The organism is Gillisia hiemivivida (genome assembly GCF_007997295.1).
Taxonomy (GTDB): Bacteria; Bacteroidota; Bacteroidia; order Flavobacteriales; family Flavobacteriaceae; genus Gillisia; species Gillisia hiemivivida.
This window is the reverse complement of record NZ_VORY01000003.1, coordinates 188,577-207,079: the sequence shown is the minus strand read 5'-3', so window position 1 is coordinate 207,079 and position 18,503 is coordinate 188,577. Positions and strand designations below refer to the sequence as shown.

Here is an 18,503-nt window from a genome sequence, read left to right as displayed (position 1 = left end):
TAGGTATTTTTAAATCCGAGTAACAATCACCTAATTTTTTGGGCAGGCTTCCATAAATTAAACCCTCGATGAGAGTTAAACCGCAACTTTTCCTTTTATATGCGGATGCGGATCGTAATTTTCAAGGCTGAAATCTTCAAACTTGAAATCAAAAATATCTGTCACGTCTGGATTGATCTTAATTTGGGGTAAGGCTCTTAGATCTCTGCTTAACTGAAGTTCCAGCTGCTCAATATGATTATTATAAATATGAGCGTCACCAAAGGTATGAATAAAATCCCCGGCTTCGTAACCACATACCTGTGCTACCATCATTGTAAACAAAGCGTAGGAGGCAATATTAAAAGGAACTCCAAGAAAAATATCGGCACTGCGCTGATAAAGCTGACAAGATAATTTACCATCTGCTACATAGAATTGAAAAAACGCATGACATGGCGGTAAAGCTGCTTTCCCGTTAGCAACATTTTCTGAAAAAGATTTAGAAGTATCCGGCAAAACCGAAGAATTCCAAGCAGAAACTAACATTCTTCGGCTATTCGGATTGTTTTTTAATGTATATATTAATTCCTTGATCTGGTCTATATCTTCACTATTCCAGTTTCTCCATTGATGACCATATACTGGTCCAAGATCTCCATTTTCATCGGCCCAAGCATTCCATATCCGTACTCCGTTTTCTTGTAGATACCCAACATTGGTATCCCCCTTTAAGAACCAAAGCAATTCATAAATAATAGATTTTAAGTGGAGTTTCTTGGTTGTCACCATTGGAAATCCTTTACTTAGATCAAATCGCATTTGGTATCCAAACACGCTTTTTGTACCTGTTCCTGTTCTATCTCCTTTTTGAGTTCCGTTTTCTAAAACATGTTTTACCAAGTCGTGATATTGCTGCATAATCTACACTTTTTAAGATCCGCCTAAATTACTGAATTGATTAGATTTTCAAATTTAGATTCCCCCTAGAATTATGAATAGTTATTAACGCCACAATTAAAACTGGTTGTAAGTATCGAAAATAAAATTTCTAAACTTTTGTTAATTAAAAAAGCATAAAGTAAGACTTAGGGCTTTGCTTTAGGTACGGCCGTTTTTATATGATTTATAGTCCATTTTGAGAACCTTACTCCTTTCGTAAAAACATTTTTTTAGAAGATAGTAAGAGTAAATAACTAAAGATAGTCTCGTAATATTATAAGCTAATCCTCTTCAGGCTTCTTGGCATGATGATCCGCGTGATATGCTCCCCTTTCTCCCATCGGTTTTTGCTCGCCTACCGTTGTATCGAACATAGTTTGGTGCTCTATTTCTGAATTTATTTCTGCACCCATTAATACGATAAAAGCGGTAAGAAATAACCATAGCATGAGTATAATAACGGCAGCAAAACTGCCATAGAGATCATCGTAACTACCAAAGTTTTTAACATACCATGAAAACAGAAGGGAGCCTGCTAACCAGAATATAGTTCCTAAAATCGCGCCTGGGCTCACCCACTTAAATCGTGGATTGGAGCGGTTCGGTGCAATTTTGTAAACCATACTTAAACTTAGAATAAGAATAATACCAAGGACAATCCATCGGGACCACCCCAGAATACCCTCTATTTGCTTTGGCAATCCTACTTTTTCAATTAGAATTGGAAAGAAAATTATAAACAATAAACTAATCAATCCCAATACCACTGCTCCAAGAGTAAAGATTAGCGTAATAAGGTTCTTTTTGATAATATTCCTTTGATCCAGCTCATTATAGGCAATATTTACCCCTTCAAAAAGAGCGTTGGTTCCTCTGTTGGCACTCCATAAACTTATTGCTATACTAACGGTTAATCCCCAGCCAATTTCCTTTTTAGATTGCTCCAATACAGGTTGCAGAATATTGATAATCATTCCATAGGCCTGTTCAGGCAAGATTGTACTGAGTCTTGAAATTTGTTCCTGAATTTGTGAAGTTTCTAAAACCAGGCTATAAACCGAAATGGCTGCAACAATAGTTGGAAATAATGCCAAGAAAAAATAGAAACCTACACCGGCAGATACTATCTGAACATGATCTCTCTTTATCTCGGAAAAAACCCTTTTCCCAATATCTAGCCACCCGGCAAGCGGAATATGATGTGGCTTTTCAGCTTCATACCCCCTATTTTTTATTTTCTTTACCTTTTTTTCCATAGATATAAATATTTATACTGAATCGATAAATCCAATTATAAAATAACATGGTTTAAGATAGAAATAAATAAAGCTATAAAGAAAATGAAATTATAAATTTTTCTAAAACTTACTGTAATTTATGATTTTACCCAATAATCATCCCGGCAATAGTTGCCGATAAAAGCGATGCAATGGTTCCACCTAATAAGGCTTTCATACCAAATTCTGAAAGCACCTTCCGCTGTCCTGGGGCTAAAGATCCAATTCCTCCAATTTGGATTCCAATGGAAGCAAAATTAGCAAATCCACAAAGCATATAAGTAGCCATGATCACCGATTTTTCATAGTTTAAACTCAAGGCATTCATTGGATTCTTAAGATCTGCCAACTGTATATAACCTACAAATTCACTCGCCGCAAGCTTAATTCCAAGCAATTGCCCCATAAGCATCATATCTTCCTTTGCAACTCCTATGAGCCACATTAATGGAGCGAAAATGGTTCCAAGTATAGATTCTAAAGAAAACTTATCATAAGGAGTGTAATCTGCCATTACCGAGTTCAGGGTCGTAATTCCCCCAATCCAACCTAGCAGGTAGTTTATCATAGCTATAAAAGCAATAAACACTAGTAGCATAGCAGCAACGTTTGCAGCAAGTTTAAGACCTTCTGTAGTTCCATTTGCGATTGCATCTAAAATATTAGATCCAATTTTTTCTGAAGAAACCTCCACATTTGTATTAATAGCTTCAACTTGAGGATATAATATCTTTGAAATCACAATAGCTCCTGGCGCTGCCATTACAGAAGCTGCCAGTAAATGTGTTGCGAATTGTAGTCTAAGTTCAGGATCATTTCCCCCGAGAAAACCTATATAAGCTGCCAGCACTCCACCTGCAACAGTAGCCATACCACCAATCATAACCAGCAACATTTCTGAACGGTTCATTCGTTCCAAATATGCTTTGATCATTAAAGGAGCTTCGGTTTGTCCTAAAAAGATGTTTCCGGCAACACTCAAACTTTCAGCTCCGGAAATCCCCATGATTCTGGTTAGCACCTTAGCCATTCCTTTTACTACAATTTGAATAATTCCTAAGTAAAACAATACTGAAGTTAATGCCGAAAAGAATATGATTGTTGGTAATACTTGGAATAAAAATATAAATCCAAAACTATCTATATCCATCATTCCACCTAATAAGAACTCACTTCCAGCTCTTGTAAAATCAAGGATCAATACAAAGATCCCACCAACAAATTCGAATATATTTTTTACCAATGTGATTTTTAAAACTCCAATTGCGAGTAACATCTGTGCTCCTAATCCAATAAGAACTGTCTTCCAGTTAATAGATCTTCTGCTGCTGCTAAATAAGAAAGCAATTAGCAATAGCGAAGCCATTCCTAAAAGACCTCTAGAAACACTTTTAAAAGAGATCCCGGCACTAGGAATCATTTGTTTATCTGTACTAACAGGGATAACCTCTTCTATTAACAAAGGGGTTTCACTAAATGTATAAGTGTTTGAGTTATCTGATAATTGAAGAGAGCCTTCAGTTAATTCTGCTATCCTAAATTTCTTTATTGAATCTCCAGCAGGCTGACTATAAAAGAATACCAAAAGATTATTTTGGTACAAATAATCTCCTTGCGCTATTGCTTCCTCTTCAGAATTTATAGTAAAACGACCATCTTTTAGGGTCATTATATCTTCAGATGCGAATCCAGAAAGAGTTTGAGTACTATCTTTTACAGACTGAAAAGTCCATGATTTTGAAATTGTTTGGGAATGGGCGGTAATAATTCCGAATAAAACAAAGAACAGGCAACACCAGTATTTCTTCATAAATAACTACTTATTTTCTTTTGGAGATCTCGTCTCTAATTCTGGCTGCCTTTTCATAATCTTCATTTTTAACTGCTTGAGTAAGTAGATCTTCAAGTTCAATCAAGGACATTTTTTTATAATCTGAGCCTTCAGGTTCAATATTTTCTGCAAGTATATCATCTATTTCTGCTTGTTCTTTTGCAGTAGATGGAGTTAAGGATCCAGATTCTCCTTTCAAGAATATTCCTGCTTTATCCAAGATGTTTTTATAAGTAAAAATTGGGGCATCAAATCTTAAGGCTAACGCAATAGCATCACTAGTACGGGCATCTATTACCTCTTCAATTTTATCTCTTTCACAAATTAAGCTAGAATAAAACACACCATCCACCAATTTGTGAATGATCACTTGTTTAATATTGATCGTATATCTGTCGCAAAAGTTCTTGAATAGATCGTGAGTAAGAGGTCGCGGAGGTTTAATTTCCTTTTCTAGCGCAATGGCTATAGACTGTGCCTCAAAGGCTCCAATAACGATAGGGAGTTTTCTATCCCCGCCCACTTCACTTAAAATAAGTGCGTAAGCGCCGTTTTGGGTTTGACTGTAAGATATTCCTTTTATATTAAGGCGTATTAGGCTCATATACCAATAATTGAAAAGGGCTTTCTAAATAAGGACAAAATACCAGATTTAGAAAGCCCTTTTAATGCTCGCAAGTTAAAAAAATTATGCGTTTTTAGCTTTAAATTCTTTTAGTTTTTCATTTAGCTTCGGTACAATTTCAAAGGCATCACCAACAACTCCATAATCTGCAGCCTTAAAAAATGGCGCTTCCGGATCATTATTGATAACAACTTTCACTTTAGAAGAGTTAATCCCTGCCAAATGTTGGATAGCACCAGAAATACCAATTGCTATATATAAGTTTGAAGCAACAGGCTTCCCTGTTTGCCCAACGTGCTCACTATGAGGCCTCCAACCCATATCACTCACCGGTTTAGAACATGCTGTTGCAGCACCTAATGTTTCAGCTAGATCTTCGATCATTCCCCAGTTCTCTGGACCTTTAAGCCCTCTACCACCAGAAACCACAATCTCTGCATCAGCAATAGTCACTTTATCTTTTGCTTTATCTACGTTGGTAACATTTACTGAAAAATCTTCTTCAGATAAATTTGGAGAAAAATCTTCAGCAGTTGCAGCTCCTTCAACTTCTTTTAAACCAAAGGCATTTTTAGAAACTCCTACTACCTTAATATCTGTACTTATTTTTGTGAAATTGAACGCTTTATTTGTAAAAGCTGTTCTTTTCACAACAAAAGGGCTAGCACTTTCTGGGATAGAAACTACATTAGACGCATATCCAGCATTTAAATGCACCGCTAAAAGAGGTGCTAAATATTTGCTGTCTGCACTCTGACTTACAACTACCACTTTAGAGTCTTCCTTGTCTGCTGCTTGCTTTAATGCATCGGCATAAGCTTCGGCATTAAAGTCTTTTAATTTTGAATTATTGATCTTCAAAACCTTGTCTACTCCGTAAGTTCCAAGTTCCGAAACATCTTCAGCATTAAATGTTACTCCTGTTACAGTAGTCCCAAGCATTTGAGCAACTTCTTTTGCATAGGAAGCCACTTCTAATGATGCTTTTTTAAACTTTCCTTCTTCTGATTCTATATAAGCTAAAACTGACATGTTTTTTATTTTTATTTGTTGTGGATATTAAATCTTTAACTCATTTCGGCTTTTCTGAAGCCTTCCATATGTAACTAAATCACTTTAGCTTCATTATGAAGTAATTCGATCAATTCATCTAAATTATCCGACTCTACCAATTTAACTGCACCCTTTGGAGCAGGTTTTTCGAACTTCTCAACCTCAGTTTGGGCTGTGACATCTACAGGCTCTACAACATTTAAAGGTTTCTTTCTAGCCATCATAATTCCTCTCATATTAGGAATTCTTAGATCACTTTCTTCAACCAAACCTTTTTGTCCTCCAATAACCAATGGTAATTTAGCGGTAACACTTTCTTTTCCACCGTCAATTTCTCTAACCGCTTTTGCTTCGGTTCCTTCAATTTCAAGCCCGATACAGGTGTTTACAAAGTTAGCTTTTAACAAAGCAGCTAACATCCCAGGAACCATCCCTCCGTTGTAATCTATAGACTCACGTCCTGCAATAATAAGATCATATTCACCTTCTTTTGCAACGTTCGCCAGTTGTTTAGCAACTTGAAAACCGTCTGTAGCAGGCGTGTTCACTCTAATTGCATTATCTGCACCAATTGCCAAGGCTTTACGTAAAGTCGGCTCAGTCTCAGCACCGCCAACATTTATTACATCTACAATTGCTCCTTGTTTTTCTTTGAACCACATTGCACGGGTAAGACCAAATTCGTCATTCGGATTAATTACAAACTGTACTCCATTGGTATCAAACTGAGTATTATTATCTGTAAAGTTAATCTTCGAAGTAGTGTCCGGTACGTGACTTATACACACTAATATTTTCATCTATATTTTCTTTTTAAATAATTTTTTTATCGTGATCACGAAGATAGGGAAATTTATACAGAATTTACTATGCGCGCATAACAAATATTTTAGCAGTTAGATGCGCTATAAACTTTTACGAATTACTATTTTTGTTTTTTCAAAGCGATACATTTAACAGTATAGATATATAGAATGAAAACAATTCAATTCAGAGAAGCGATTCAGCAGGCCATGAGCGAAGAAATGCGCTTAGATGATACTATTTACCTAATGGGTGAAGAAGTGGCAGAATATAATGGTGCTTATAAAGCGTCTAAAGGGATGTTGGATGAATTTGGACCAGACCGTGTGATAGACACACCGATCTCTGAACTTGGTTTCACCGGAATTGGAATTGGAAGTGCTATGAATGGAAATAGACCTATTATAGAGTTTATGACCTTCAACTTCGCGCTTGTAGGAATAGATCAAATTATTAACAACGCAGCTAAAATGCGCCAAATGAGTGGTGGGCAATTTAATATTCCTATCGTATTTAGAGGGCCAACGGGCTCTGCAGGGCAATTAGGAGCTACCCACTCTCAAGCTTTTGAAAGCTGGTTTGCAAACTGTCCAGGTTTGAAAGTAGTTGTACCTTCCAATCCTTACGATGCAAAAGGCTTATTAAAAGCGGCAATTCGCGACGACGATCCTGTGATCTTTATGGAAAGTGAGCAGATGTACGGAGATAAAGGAGAAGTGCCTGAAGAAGATTATATAGTTCCAATTGGAGTTGCAGATATTAAAAGAGAAGGAACAGATGTTACTATTGTATCTTTTGGAAAGATCATCAAGGAAGCCTACAAAGCAGCAGATGAATTAGAAAAAGATGGAATCTCTTGTGAGATCATTGACTTGCGTACCGTAAGACCTTTGGATTATGATGCAATATACAAGTCGGTTAAAAAAACAAATAGATTAGTGATCTTGGAAGAAGCATGGCCGTTTGGAAATGTTGCTACAGAAATTACGTATCAAGTTCAGGAAAATGCATTCGATTACTTGGATGCCCCTATTATAAAAATCAATACGGCAGATACTCCAGCGCCTTATTCTCCAGTCTTATTAAAAAACTGGATACCGAATAGTGACGATGTTGTTAAAGCTGTGAGAAAGGTGCTTTACAAGTAATCTTATAGACTTATCTTTGAAGCTTCATCTAAACGGTGAAGCTTTTTTTGTGCCCAACTATGAAACAATACCTTTTTTTTACCTGTATTTTATTCACTTTTTTTCAAGGATGGTCACAAACCAGAATTAGCGGAACTGTTGTAGATGAGACAGGCACTCCTATCCCTTTTGCGAATGTTATCTTTTTAAGTTCTTCTGAAGGAACTACCACTACCGAGAATGGTGATTTCTACATAAAATCTGATCAAGATCAACCTAATGTAGAATTCTCATATGTAGGATATGAGACTTTGCTAATGCCCCTTGAAAAAGGAGATAATTTGAATCTCAAGATCGTTCTGAAAGAAATAACCGAATCTTTGGGTGAAGTAATGATCTATCAAGGAAAAACTTCTAAAACCAATAATCCTGCTTTGGATATTCTTAGAAAGGTCTGGGAGAACAAAAGACAGAATGGTGTTAAGCAATTCGATCAATACGAATACAGGAAATATGAAAAACTGGAATTCGATCTTAATAAAATAGACAGCGCTTTAATTAATAGTCCCATTTTTAATGGAATGGAATTTATATTTAAAGATCTGGATACTAATAGAGTTACTGGAAAAACCTATTTACCTATTTTTCTTAATGAAGCTGTTTCTAAAATATATGGAGATAAAAAATCTGGTAAAATTAAAGAAGAACTTTTAGGAAATAAGAATTCTGGTTTTAGCAATAATCAGATTTTAATCTCTTCTGTAAAAGATATTTATTCTGAAATAGATATTTACGAGAATTACCTCAAATTTTTTGACAAGAGTTTTATAAGTCCACTTTCTACAACTGGAATAAACAATTACAATTATATTCTAACAGACAGCTCTTTTGTTGGCGACAAGTGGTGCTATAGAATAAGATATTATCCAAGGCGAAAAAATGAATTAACCTTTAAAGGAGACTTTTGGGTAAATGACACTACTTGGGCGGTGAAGAAGATCGATCTAGAAATGGCAGAAGACGCCAATGTAAACTGGGTAAAAGGGGTTTATATAGAACAAGAATTTGACGTTTTAAATGATTCTATTTTCTTAATTACTCGAGACTTTTTTCAGGTAGATTTCTCACTTAGAGACAAAGAGTCTGCACGAGGGATCTATGGAAAAAGAACGGTGCTTTACGATAATTATAATTTCAATAATAAAAAACCATTGAAATTTTACGATAACCGAGTTATAGATTTCAAGGAAGAAGTGTATAATAGAGATGATGAATTTTGGCAAAAGAATCGTCTAGAAGAATTAAATGGTGACGAAAGAGGTGTTTATAAAATGCTGGACACCCTGCAAACGGTTCCCGCTTTCAAGCGTTTATATAATTTAACTACTACCCTAACTACAGGATATATAGAATTAGATGGTTTCGATTACGGGCCTATATATGCCACATTAGGATTTAATGATGTAGAAGGCTGGAGAGTTAGAGGTGGCGGAAGAACCTATTTTGACCAGAATGACCCATGGAGAATTGAAGGATATGGAGCTTACGGTTTTAAGGATAAGAAATTCAAATACGGGATCGCAGCTAAAGTATTATTAGACAAAAAATTGAGGATAATTGCCACCGCCGGGAACAGGCGCGATATTGAGCAGTTGGGAACCAGTCTCACCAATACTACCGATGTGCTTGGTAGAAGTTTGGCTTCTTCCTCTTTGATAAATGTAGGAGATAATGATAAGTTAAGTTCCATTAATCTATCTGTAGCAAGCCTGGAAATTGAACCCATTAAAAATTTCACTTTTAGACTAGCTGGATCTTACAGGATCCTTAAGCCGGCATCACCAACTTTTAGTCTGGATTTTTACACAGATGATGCGCTTACACAAATAGATTCAGAAATAAATCAAACCGAAATTTCCACCATTTTCACTTATACCCCAGGAAGAGAAACCACTGGGTATGGGGTAGATAGAAATATTATTAATGGAGATGATTTTCCAACATTTTTCTTGAATTATAGTCTGGGAGTAAAAGATATTTTTGAAAGTGATTTTAATTATAAAAAGATACAATTCTTTTATAATCAGCCGTTATTAGTAGGAGGCTTCGGAAGATCTAATGTTAGTTTAGAAACAGGAAAAACCTTTGGAGAGGTTCCGTTGGGGCTATTGAGCGTAGTGCCTGGAAATCAAACCTATTTCGCTTTATACAACAGTTTTTCACTGTTGAATTTCTACGAATTTGTTACAGATACTTATATAGCAGCACATTTGGAACACAACTTTAATGGAAGATTGTTTTCAAGGATTCCGGGCCTTCGTGACCTTAATTTAAGGGAGATCGTTGGAATTCGTGGAGTTTACGGAGAAATTTCAGAAAAGAATAAAAACATAGATGCTTCTGGATTACCGCTTATTGCGCCAGATTCTGAACCTTATTGGGAATATAGTGTAGGTGTTGGGAATATTTTTAAGTTCCTGAGAATAGATGCTCATTTTAGAGGAAATTATTTCGATAATGAAGATGCAAGATCGTTTGGAGTAACCGCTTCATTTGGTTTTCATTTTTAATATGCTCTTTAAGAGTATAAATTACTATATTTGCCGCCTGAAAAATTTGAATAAAAAAGAAAGAAAATGTCAGAGACTTTTGATGTATTGATAGAGATCCCAAAAGGGAGTAGAAACAAATATGAGTATGATTTTGAATTGAAGAAAGTTCGGTACGACCGAATGATCTTTTCTTCTATGATGTACCCTGCAGATTACGGATTCATTCCTAACACATTAGCATTGGATAGTGATCCTTTAGATGTATTAGTATTGGTAGCAGAGCCTACTTTCCCTGGAATTGTAATGGAAGTAAAGCCAATTGGAGTTTTCCATATGGCAGATGAAAAAGGACCAGATGAAAAAATTATCTGTGTACCGGTTTCAGATCCTATCTGGAATAGATTGAATGATCTGGATGATGTGAATGGTCACTTATTAAAAGAGATCGAACATTTCTTTAAAGTATACAAAGATCTTGAGAAAAAGAAAGTAGATGTTGGTGGATGGGGAAATGCTGATGAAGCTAAAGAAATCATCAAACAATGTATCGAGAGATATAAGAATTATGAAGGAGACAAAGAGAGATTCGGAATATAATCGAATGATTTTCTCATAATATTGAACAAAATCAAGAAGCTCTCGGCAAGCCCAAAATTTATGTTCAGAGGGTTCGGGAGGAAAATAATTTTAAATTTTCGAGGCATCCCGATGTTTCGGGACAGGTAACTAAACCCTCAATGAGGGATTAAAAGCGATAACTCTAAAAAGTTATCGCTTTTTTTATTTATCATTGATTTAACTACATTAGCAGACATTAACTAATTTTTAACTTTCTCTATGGAATCAATGATTATCTATGCCCCAATTGTTCTGGCCATAATTGGTCTATTATACATGTGGATAAAAAGGTCTTGGGTCTTAAAACAAGACGCCGGCGACGGAAAAATGAAAGAAATTTCAGATCATATCTATGAAGGCGCACTAGCCTTTTTAAATGCCGAATATAAATTACTTGCCATTTTTGTAGTTATTGTGAGTGTTGCACTTGCAGTAGTTTCTTTTGTAGTACCAACTACGCACTGGTTAATTGTGATCGCTTTTATTTTCGGAGCATTTTTCTCTGCCTTGGCAGGAAATATGGGAATGAAAATAGCAACAAAGACAAACGTTAGAACTACACAAGCTGCCAAAACAAGTTTACCAAATGCATTAAAAGTTTCCTTTGGCGGTGGAACTGTAATGGGTCTTGGTGTTGCAGGTTTAGCTGTATTAGGCTTAACAAGTTTCTTTATCTTTTTCTTTTGGTACTTTATGGGAGGCGAATGGACAAATACATTGGACATGACCATTGTATTGGAAACGCTAGCTGGATTCTCTCTTGGAGCTGAATCTATAGCCTTATTTGCCCGTGTTGGTGGAGGAATTTATACCAAAGCTGCCGATGTTGGCGCCGATCTAGTGGGAAAAGTGGAAGCAGGTATTCCTGAAGATGATCCTAGAAACCCAGCCACTATTGCAGATAACGTGGGAGACAACGTTGGTGATGTTGCCGGAATGGGAGCCGATCTTTTTGGGTCTTATGTAGCAACCGTTTTAGCAGCCATGGTTCTTGGGAATTATGTTATTAAGGATATGGGTGGAAGCATCGACGATGTTTTTGGCGGAATTGGCCCGGTATTATTACCAATGGCGATTGCTGGTGCAGGAATTATCATTTCTATGATTGGTACCATGTTAGTGAAAATAAGCAGTAATGATGCTAAGGAAGACCAAGTTATGCGTGCCTTGAACATCGGGAACTGGGTGTCTATAGCCTTAGTAGCAATAACATGTTATGTATTGGTAAAATGGATGCTTCCGGCAACTATGCAAATGGAATTCTTTGGAGAAGGTATTAAAGAAATTTCTTCAATGCGTGTATTTGGAGCTACCATCATCGGACTTATTGTTGGAGGAGCAATTTCTTCTGTAACAGAATATTATACAGGATTAGGTAAAAAACCAATTCTCAAAATTGTACAACAATCCAGTACTGGTGCAGGAACCAATATTATTGCAGGTTTAGCAACAGGGATGATCTCTACTTTTCCTTCAGTTTTATTATTTGCAGCTGCTATCTGGTCTTCTTATGCTTTCGCAGGATTTTATGGAGTTGCATTAGCAGCATCAGCAATGATGGCTACAACCGCTATGCAATTAGCAATAGATGCTTTCGGACCGATATCTGATAATGCAGGTGGTATTGCCGAAATGAGTGAACAAGAACCAATAGTAAGAGAACGTACAGATATTTTAGATTCTGTTGGAAATACAACTGCCGCAACAGGAAAAGGTTTTGCAATTGCATCTGCAGCATTAACTTCTTTAGCTTTATTTGCAGCCTATGTAACTTTTACTGGGATTGAAGGGATCAATATTTTTAAAGCTCCTGTTTTAGCAATGTTATTTGTTGGAGGAATGGTTCCCGTAGTATTTTCTGCCTTAGCAATGAATGCCGTTGGAAAAGCAGCTATGGAAATGGTTCAGGAAGTACGTAGACAGTTTAGAGAGATTCCTGGAATTATGGAAGGAACTGGAAAACCACAATATGATAAATGTGTGGCGATCTCTACCGAAGCTTCTCTAAGAGAAATGATGTTACCTGGATTATTAACTATAGGTTTTCCTTTAGCGATCGCTTTTATCCCTATGATCTTCGGAATGAATAATTTGGCAATTGCTGAAATGTTAGGAGGTTATATGGCTGGAGTTACTGTGAGTGGTGTTCTTTGGGCTATTTTCCAGAACAATGCAGGTGGAGCTTGGGATAATGCTAAAAAATCTTTTGAAGCCGGAGTTTTAATTGATGGTGAGATGACCTATAAAGGATCTGATGCCCATAAAGCGGCTGTAACTGGTGACACTGTAGGAGATCCATTTAAAGATACTTCTGGTCCATCTATGAATATCTTGATAAAACTGACTTGTTTAATCGGTTTGGTAATAGCTCCAATATTAGGAGGACACACTCTTGATGATGTTAATTATTCAGCTGAAAATACTGAAATAATAAATGTTACTGATCTAGAAAATTCTGTAACTAAAGAAGTGGAAATTAGAATGACCACTGAAGGTGACGAAACTGTTGCAGAGGTTAGAATTACTACTATTGAAAATGGTAAGACTGATGTAAAAGTAAAAACCTACAGAGGAACTAAAGCTGAAGTTGAAGCAGAGTTGGAAAATATGTAATATTTATTCCTTTTTCATAAAAAACCCTCAAGGTATTCCTTGGGGGTTTTTCTTTTTATAATCTTCTAGATTCTCATTATTATATTTATACAGGGGAATTTATTCTTTCAAATTTCTGCTATTCCCTACTTACACTAGATCCTTCTAATCAAGATCCTCGGGGCAAGCCCACGAGGTATGTCCCGATGGTTCGGGAGGAAAATACTTTTAAAAATTCGAGGCAAGCCTCGGGGAATTAAACCCTCAATGAGGGATTAAAGATCAAAATCTTCTAATTTTAACATTGGAATTATTCCAATATATTGGAATAATTCCATAATTTTGTAATCATTCCCTACTAAGATGGAATGCATATAAAATGGCAAAAACCGTATTACATCTGGATCTGGACACCTTTTATGTTTCTGTAGAACGCCTAATAGATACGCGTTTACAGCATAGACCCTTATTAGTAGGAGGTACCAGCGACCGAGGAGTCGTAGCGGCCTGTAGTTATGAAACCAGGGCTTTTGGGGTGCATTCCGGAATGTCCATGAAACTCGCCAAACAATTATGTCCCGAGGCGACTGTTATAAGAGGAGACGCAAGTACTTACACCAAATATTCTAATGATGTAACCGATATAATAAAAAAAGATGTTCCGCTTTTTGAAAAATCAAGCATCGACGAATTCTATGCAGATCTCACCGGGATGGATCGGTTTTTTGGCTGTTATAAATATTCCTCAGAATTACGTAAAAAGATTATTCGGGAAACAGGATTACCTATTTCCTTCGGACTTTCAGCAAATAAAATAGTTTCTAAAGTAGCCACTAATGAAGCAAAACCCAACAATCAATTAAAAATAGATTCAGGATTTGAAAAGGAATTCTTAGCACCGCTTTCAGTAAAGAAAATACCTATGGTGGGTGATAAAACATACCAAACCCTTCGGAATCTCGGAGTTCGGCATGTAAAAACAATACAAGAAATGCCATTGGAAATGATCCAAAAAGTATTGGGAGCAAACGGCACAACCATCTGGCATAGAGCACAAGGAATAGACAACACGCCGGTTATCCCCTATTCTGAAAGAAAATCCATCTCCACCGAGCGCACTTTCGATCGGGATACTATAGATGTAGATAGATTATCCGCCATTTTAATAGCAATGACGGAAAATCTCGCATTTCAGTTACGCCGTGGTGATAAACTTACCTCCTGTATCTCGGTTAAAATAAGATATTCAGATTTTAATACCTATACCAAACAACTCAAGATCCCTTACACGAGTGCAGATCATATTTTAATTCCCAAGATTAAAGATCTATTCAAAAAACTCTATAACCGCCGCTTATTGGTGCGGCTTATTGGGATACGTTTTAGCCATTTAGCCGGTGGAAATTACCAGATCAACTTGTTCGATGATAACGAAGAGATTTTGAGTTTGTACAATGCTATGGACACTATTAGAATTAGGTATGGAGACCGAAGCGTATTAAGAGCGGCCTCTCTGGGAGCTAGGACCATTGGCCGGATGACCAATCCTTTTAATGGGGAACCACCGGTAGTGCTAGCGCACAGAAAGCAATAGAACCTTGCTTAAAAAGAGAAAGAAAAATTAAAAAGAGAAAGAAAAAATCAAGAACCTCGGGGCAAGCCCACGAGGTATGTCCCGATGGTTCGGGAGGAAAAATACTTTCAAAAATTCGAGGCAAGCCCGCCTGAATGTTTCGGGCAGGCCTCGGGGAATTAAACCCTCAATGAGGGATTAAGAATTAGAAGTTTAAAATACTGTAAACATAAGACCTGAAATTGTACTTAAATAACCACACATATTATAGCATACGCTTTGGAACATTTTCAGAAATAGAATTACTGGAACTGGCACAAAAAAATAATGTAAAAACTTTAGTGCTTACAGATATTAATAACACTTCTGCCAGCCTAAATTTTGTGAGAATTGCCAAAGAATATGATATCACCCCAATTCTGGGAATAGATTTCAGGAATGGAGTACAGCAACAATTTATAGGCATCGCAAAGAACAATGAGGGTTTTCAGGAATTAAATGATTTTCTTTCTAAACATCTTCAGCAAAAAATAGTCATCCCGGAAAAAGCACCTTTTTTCGAAAATGCTTTTATTATTTATCCTTTTGAAAAAATATTAGCTTCAGAAATAAGTCAATTTGCCGCCAATGAATTTATTGGGGTAAGTATTGCTGAATTGCGAAAATTGAAGTTTTCAAAATTAAAGGAACTCACCACCAAACTGGTAATATTACAACCTGTCACCTTCAGAAATAAACGAGATTTTAATGCGCATAGATTGTTGCGCGCCATTGATAATAATACACTTCTAAGCAAACTCTCTCCTGAAGAACAGGCTGGAAAAGAAGAGCAAATGAGTCCTCTTGAGAAGATAAAAGAGCATTTTGAAGAGTTCCCTTTTATTCTCAAAAACACCGAAGAGCTTCTGGCAGACTGTAAGATCCATTTCGATTTTTCTGAAAACAGAAAGCCTCAGAATCAGCAGGTTTTTGGGGAAAGCGCTTCTAATGATGAAAAATTCCTAAAAGAACTTTGCGAAAAAGGACTCCTTCTTCGCTATCCTGAAGCTAAAGAGGAAGTTCTTAAAAGAATGATCACAGAATTAAAGGTCATTAAGAAAATGAACTTTATCTCCTATTTTCTTATTAACTGGCGCATTTGCCAATATGCCCGGGAAAAAGGATATTTCTATGTAGGCAGAGGAAGCGGCGCCAATAGTATTGTGGCCTATCTACTGCAGATCACCGAGGTAGATCCTATAGAATTAGATCTTTATTTTGAACGATTTATAAATGAATTCAGGACCAGTCCGCCAGATTTCGATATAGATTTTTCATGGAACGATCGGGAAGATATCACTAGGTTTATTTTTGAAGAATTCAAGCATACGGCCCTGCTTGCCACTTATAACACCTTCCAATTTAGAGCCGTAATTAGAGAATTAGGGAAAGTCTTTGGACTTCCAAAAGAAGACATAGACAAGCTCTGTAAAGGAAGTCTTCCAAATAACAAACAAGATGACATTCATAAAATAGTCCTTAAATATGGCGATTTAATTCAGGGCATGCCTAATTACCGAAGTATCCATGCAGGAGGAATTCTAATTTCTAACAAACCACTTACAGCTTTTTCTGCTTTAGACCTTCCGCCAAAAGGATTTCCTTGTGTGCAGTTTGATATGGTGATCTCTGAAGATGTGGGACTTTATAAATTTGATATTCTCGCACAAAGAGGATTAGGGAAGATTCGGGATTCTTTATACATCATTGCTGAAAATCAGCCAGATGCAGCTGCATTCGACATTCATGATGTAGCAGTTTTTAAAGAAGATTCTAAAATAAATAATCTTATTAAAGAAGGTTCTTGTATTGGCTGCTTTTATGTGGAATCCCCTGCAATGCGTATGTTGCTTAGAAAATTACAAACCGACACCTATTTAGGTTTGGTGGCTGCCAGTTCCATTATTCGCCCTGGGGTGGCAAGGAGCGGAATGATGCGAGAATATATCTTACGCCACAGATACCCAGAAAGACGAGACAATGCCCATCCCGAACTTGCCAAAATAATGCCGGACACTTATGGCATTATGGTGTATCAAGAAGATGTAATTAAAGTAGCGCATTTTTTTGCCGGCCTCAGCCTTGCAGAGGCAGATGTTTTGCGCCGTGGAATGAGTGGGAAATATCGCTCCCGAGAAGAATTTCAGCGGGTAGAAGAAAAGTTCATCTCCAACTGTCGTGAGAAAAAGATCGCAGAAACGACCATTTCTGAAGTCTGGGATCAAATAAAAAGTTTTGCAGGATACGCCTTTGCAAAAGGGCATTCTGCCAGCTATGCCGTAGAAAGTTATCAGAGTTTGTTCTTAAAAGCCTATTTCCCATTAGAATATATGGTAGCAACTCTTAATAACGGAGGCGGTTTTTACTCTACAGAAATGTATGTGCATGAGGCCAAGATGAGTGGAGCTACTGTAGAGCCACCGTGTATCAATGAAGGGGATTACCATAATACCATAAAAGGAACGACCATTTATTTGGGTTTTGGAAATTTAAAAGAAGTCGAGCATCGCGCTGTACAACGTATTCTGGAAAACAGGAATTTTAAAGGAAAATTTAAATCCTTAGAAAATTTTATAGATCGTGTTCCCATTAGCATAGAGCAATTAAGCATACTAATTAGGATTAATGCATTTAGGTTTACAGGCATAGACAAATATCAACTCTTATGGGAAGCTCATTTTAAACTAAACAAGAAACCCAAGAAGCCACATCAGGTACCTCTTTTTACTCCGAAGCATAAAAAATTCACATTGCCAGAATTACATACTACTCTACAAGAAGAGTCTTTTGAGCAAATAGAACTCTTGGGATTTCCATTATGTAGTCATTTTGATTTGCTACAGGAGTCTCCTCAAACCGATTATGGACAAAAGGATCTGGCAGGGTTTCTAAATAAGGAAATTTTGATTTACGGATATCTGGTAACGGTGAAAAACACTAGAACGGCAAAGGGAAAACCAATGAATTTTGGAACTTTTATAGATCGAGAAGGTTACTTTTTTGATACCATTCTCTTCCCTCCTATCGCAGAAAAATACGCATTTAGAGGCAGTGGAGTTTATGCACTATTAGGAAAGGTCACCGAAGAATTCGACTTTTTTAGTATTGAAGTGAGCAAAATGAAGAAAGAGGCTTACATCACAGATCCGCGATTTTCCGAAGGAAATCTGGCTACCGGCCACCGAATTGAAAAAATGAAAAGTCTGGAAGAAAAAAAGAATTGAAGCTAAACGAAAACAATAATTATGTCTTTGGAAAGAATTCAGGAAAAATTAAATATTCTGGCAGATGCTGCGAAATATGATTTCTCCTGATTTAGTATCGGGAGCAAGCGTGCCAATAAAGGAGGATTAGGAAATAGTGATACCGTGGTATTTGAAACAGCTATAAAGAAGATAACAGTTGCGTTTCTTTCCTAAAGACCTTATTAACTAATTACTGCATTTTTGATTTAGCCTATTACGTGACATGAAAAAGAACCCTATCCAAAG

Annotated in this window: 12 protein-coding genes and 1 pseudogene; 7 read left to right on the top strand and 6 right to left on the bottom strand. The window is 36.7% G+C overall.

Features of this window, described 5'->3' with window-relative positions; translation table 11 throughout:
* Window positions 1–75 precede the first annotated feature (75 nt).
* From ES724_RS05015 to ES724_RS04990, 6 genes are all read right to left on the bottom strand, one after another.
* On the bottom strand, window positions 76–900 hold the full coding sequence (locus tag ES724_RS05015; protein WP_146930398.1) for a thymidylate synthase: 825 nt from the start codon (window positions 898–900) through the stop codon (window positions 76–78).
* Between the two features lie 302 nt (window positions 901–1,202).
* On the bottom strand, window positions 1,203–2,177 hold the full coding sequence (locus ES724_RS05010) for a YihY/virulence factor BrkB family protein (RefSeq protein WP_146930395.1): 975 nt from the start codon (window positions 2,175–2,177) through the stop codon (window positions 1,203–1,205).
* Between the two features lie 127 nt (window positions 2,178–2,304).
* On the bottom strand, window positions 2,305–4,008 hold the full coding sequence (locus ES724_RS05005) for a NupC/NupG family nucleoside CNT transporter (protein ID WP_146930392.1): 1,704 nt from the start codon (window positions 4,006–4,008) through the stop codon (window positions 2,305–2,307).
* 10 nt (window positions 4,009–4,018) lie between these two features.
* Window positions 4,019–4,633 (bottom strand): bifunctional nuclease family protein, encoded by a 615-nt coding sequence (locus tag ES724_RS05000; protein ID WP_146930389.1) that lies wholly within the window; start codon window positions 4,631–4,633, stop codon window positions 4,019–4,021.
* 84 nt (window positions 4,634–4,717) lie between these two features.
* Window positions 4,718–5,686: an electron transfer flavoprotein subunit alpha/FixB family protein gene (locus ES724_RS04995; protein ID WP_146930386.1), complete on the bottom strand. Its 969-nt coding sequence runs from the start codon at window positions 5,684–5,686 to the stop codon at window positions 4,718–4,720.
* A gap of 74 nt (window positions 5,687–5,760) precedes the next feature.
* Window positions 5,761–6,507, bottom strand: a complete 747-nt coding sequence (locus ES724_RS04990; protein WP_146930383.1) for an electron transfer flavoprotein subunit beta/FixA family protein — start codon at window positions 6,505–6,507, stop codon at window positions 5,761–5,763.
* A gap of 174 nt (window positions 6,508–6,681) precedes the next feature.
* On the opposite strand from ES724_RS04990, the gene ES724_RS04985 reads away from it, so the two are divergent.
* The 7 genes and pseudogenes from ES724_RS04985 to ES724_RS16695 all read left to right on the top strand — a co-directional run.
* A complete protein-coding gene (locus ES724_RS04985) occupies window positions 6,682–7,659 on the top strand; it encodes a pyruvate dehydrogenase complex E1 component subunit beta (RefSeq protein WP_146930380.1) in 978 nt (325 codons plus the stop codon).
* 59 nt (window positions 7,660–7,718) lie between these two features.
* Window positions 7,719–10,208, top strand: coding sequence for a DUF5686 and carboxypeptidase-like regulatory domain-containing protein (locus tag ES724_RS04980; protein ID WP_146930377.1), 2,490 nt, complete (start codon window positions 7,719–7,721; stop codon window positions 10,206–10,208).
* A 66-nt stretch (window positions 10,209–10,274) separates the two neighbouring features.
* Window positions 10,275–10,787, top strand: a complete 513-nt coding sequence (locus ES724_RS04975) for an inorganic diphosphatase (RefSeq protein WP_010229002.1) — start codon at window positions 10,275–10,277, stop codon at window positions 10,785–10,787.
* 240 nt (window positions 10,788–11,027) lie between these two features.
* Window positions 11,028–13,421 (top strand): sodium-translocating pyrophosphatase, encoded by a 2,394-nt coding sequence (locus ES724_RS04970; RefSeq protein ID WP_146930374.1) that lies wholly within the window; start codon window positions 11,028–11,030, stop codon window positions 13,419–13,421.
* A 358-nt stretch (window positions 13,422–13,779) separates the two neighbouring features.
* A complete protein-coding gene (gene dinB / locus ES724_RS04965) occupies window positions 13,780–14,994 on the top strand; it encodes a DNA polymerase IV (protein ID WP_146930371.1) in 1,215 nt (404 codons plus the stop codon).
* 221 nt (window positions 14,995–15,215) lie between these two features.
* Window positions 15,216–18,236 (top strand): DNA polymerase III subunit alpha, encoded by a 3,021-nt coding sequence (locus ES724_RS04960; protein WP_146930368.1) that lies wholly within the window; start codon window positions 15,216–15,218, stop codon window positions 18,234–18,236.
* 21 nt (window positions 18,237–18,257) lie between these two features.
* A pseudogene (locus ES724_RS16695) lies at window positions 18,258–18,481 on the top strand (putative DNA modification/repair radical SAM protein); the annotation flags it as partial.
* Between the last annotated feature and the right edge of the window lie 22 nt (window positions 18,482–18,503).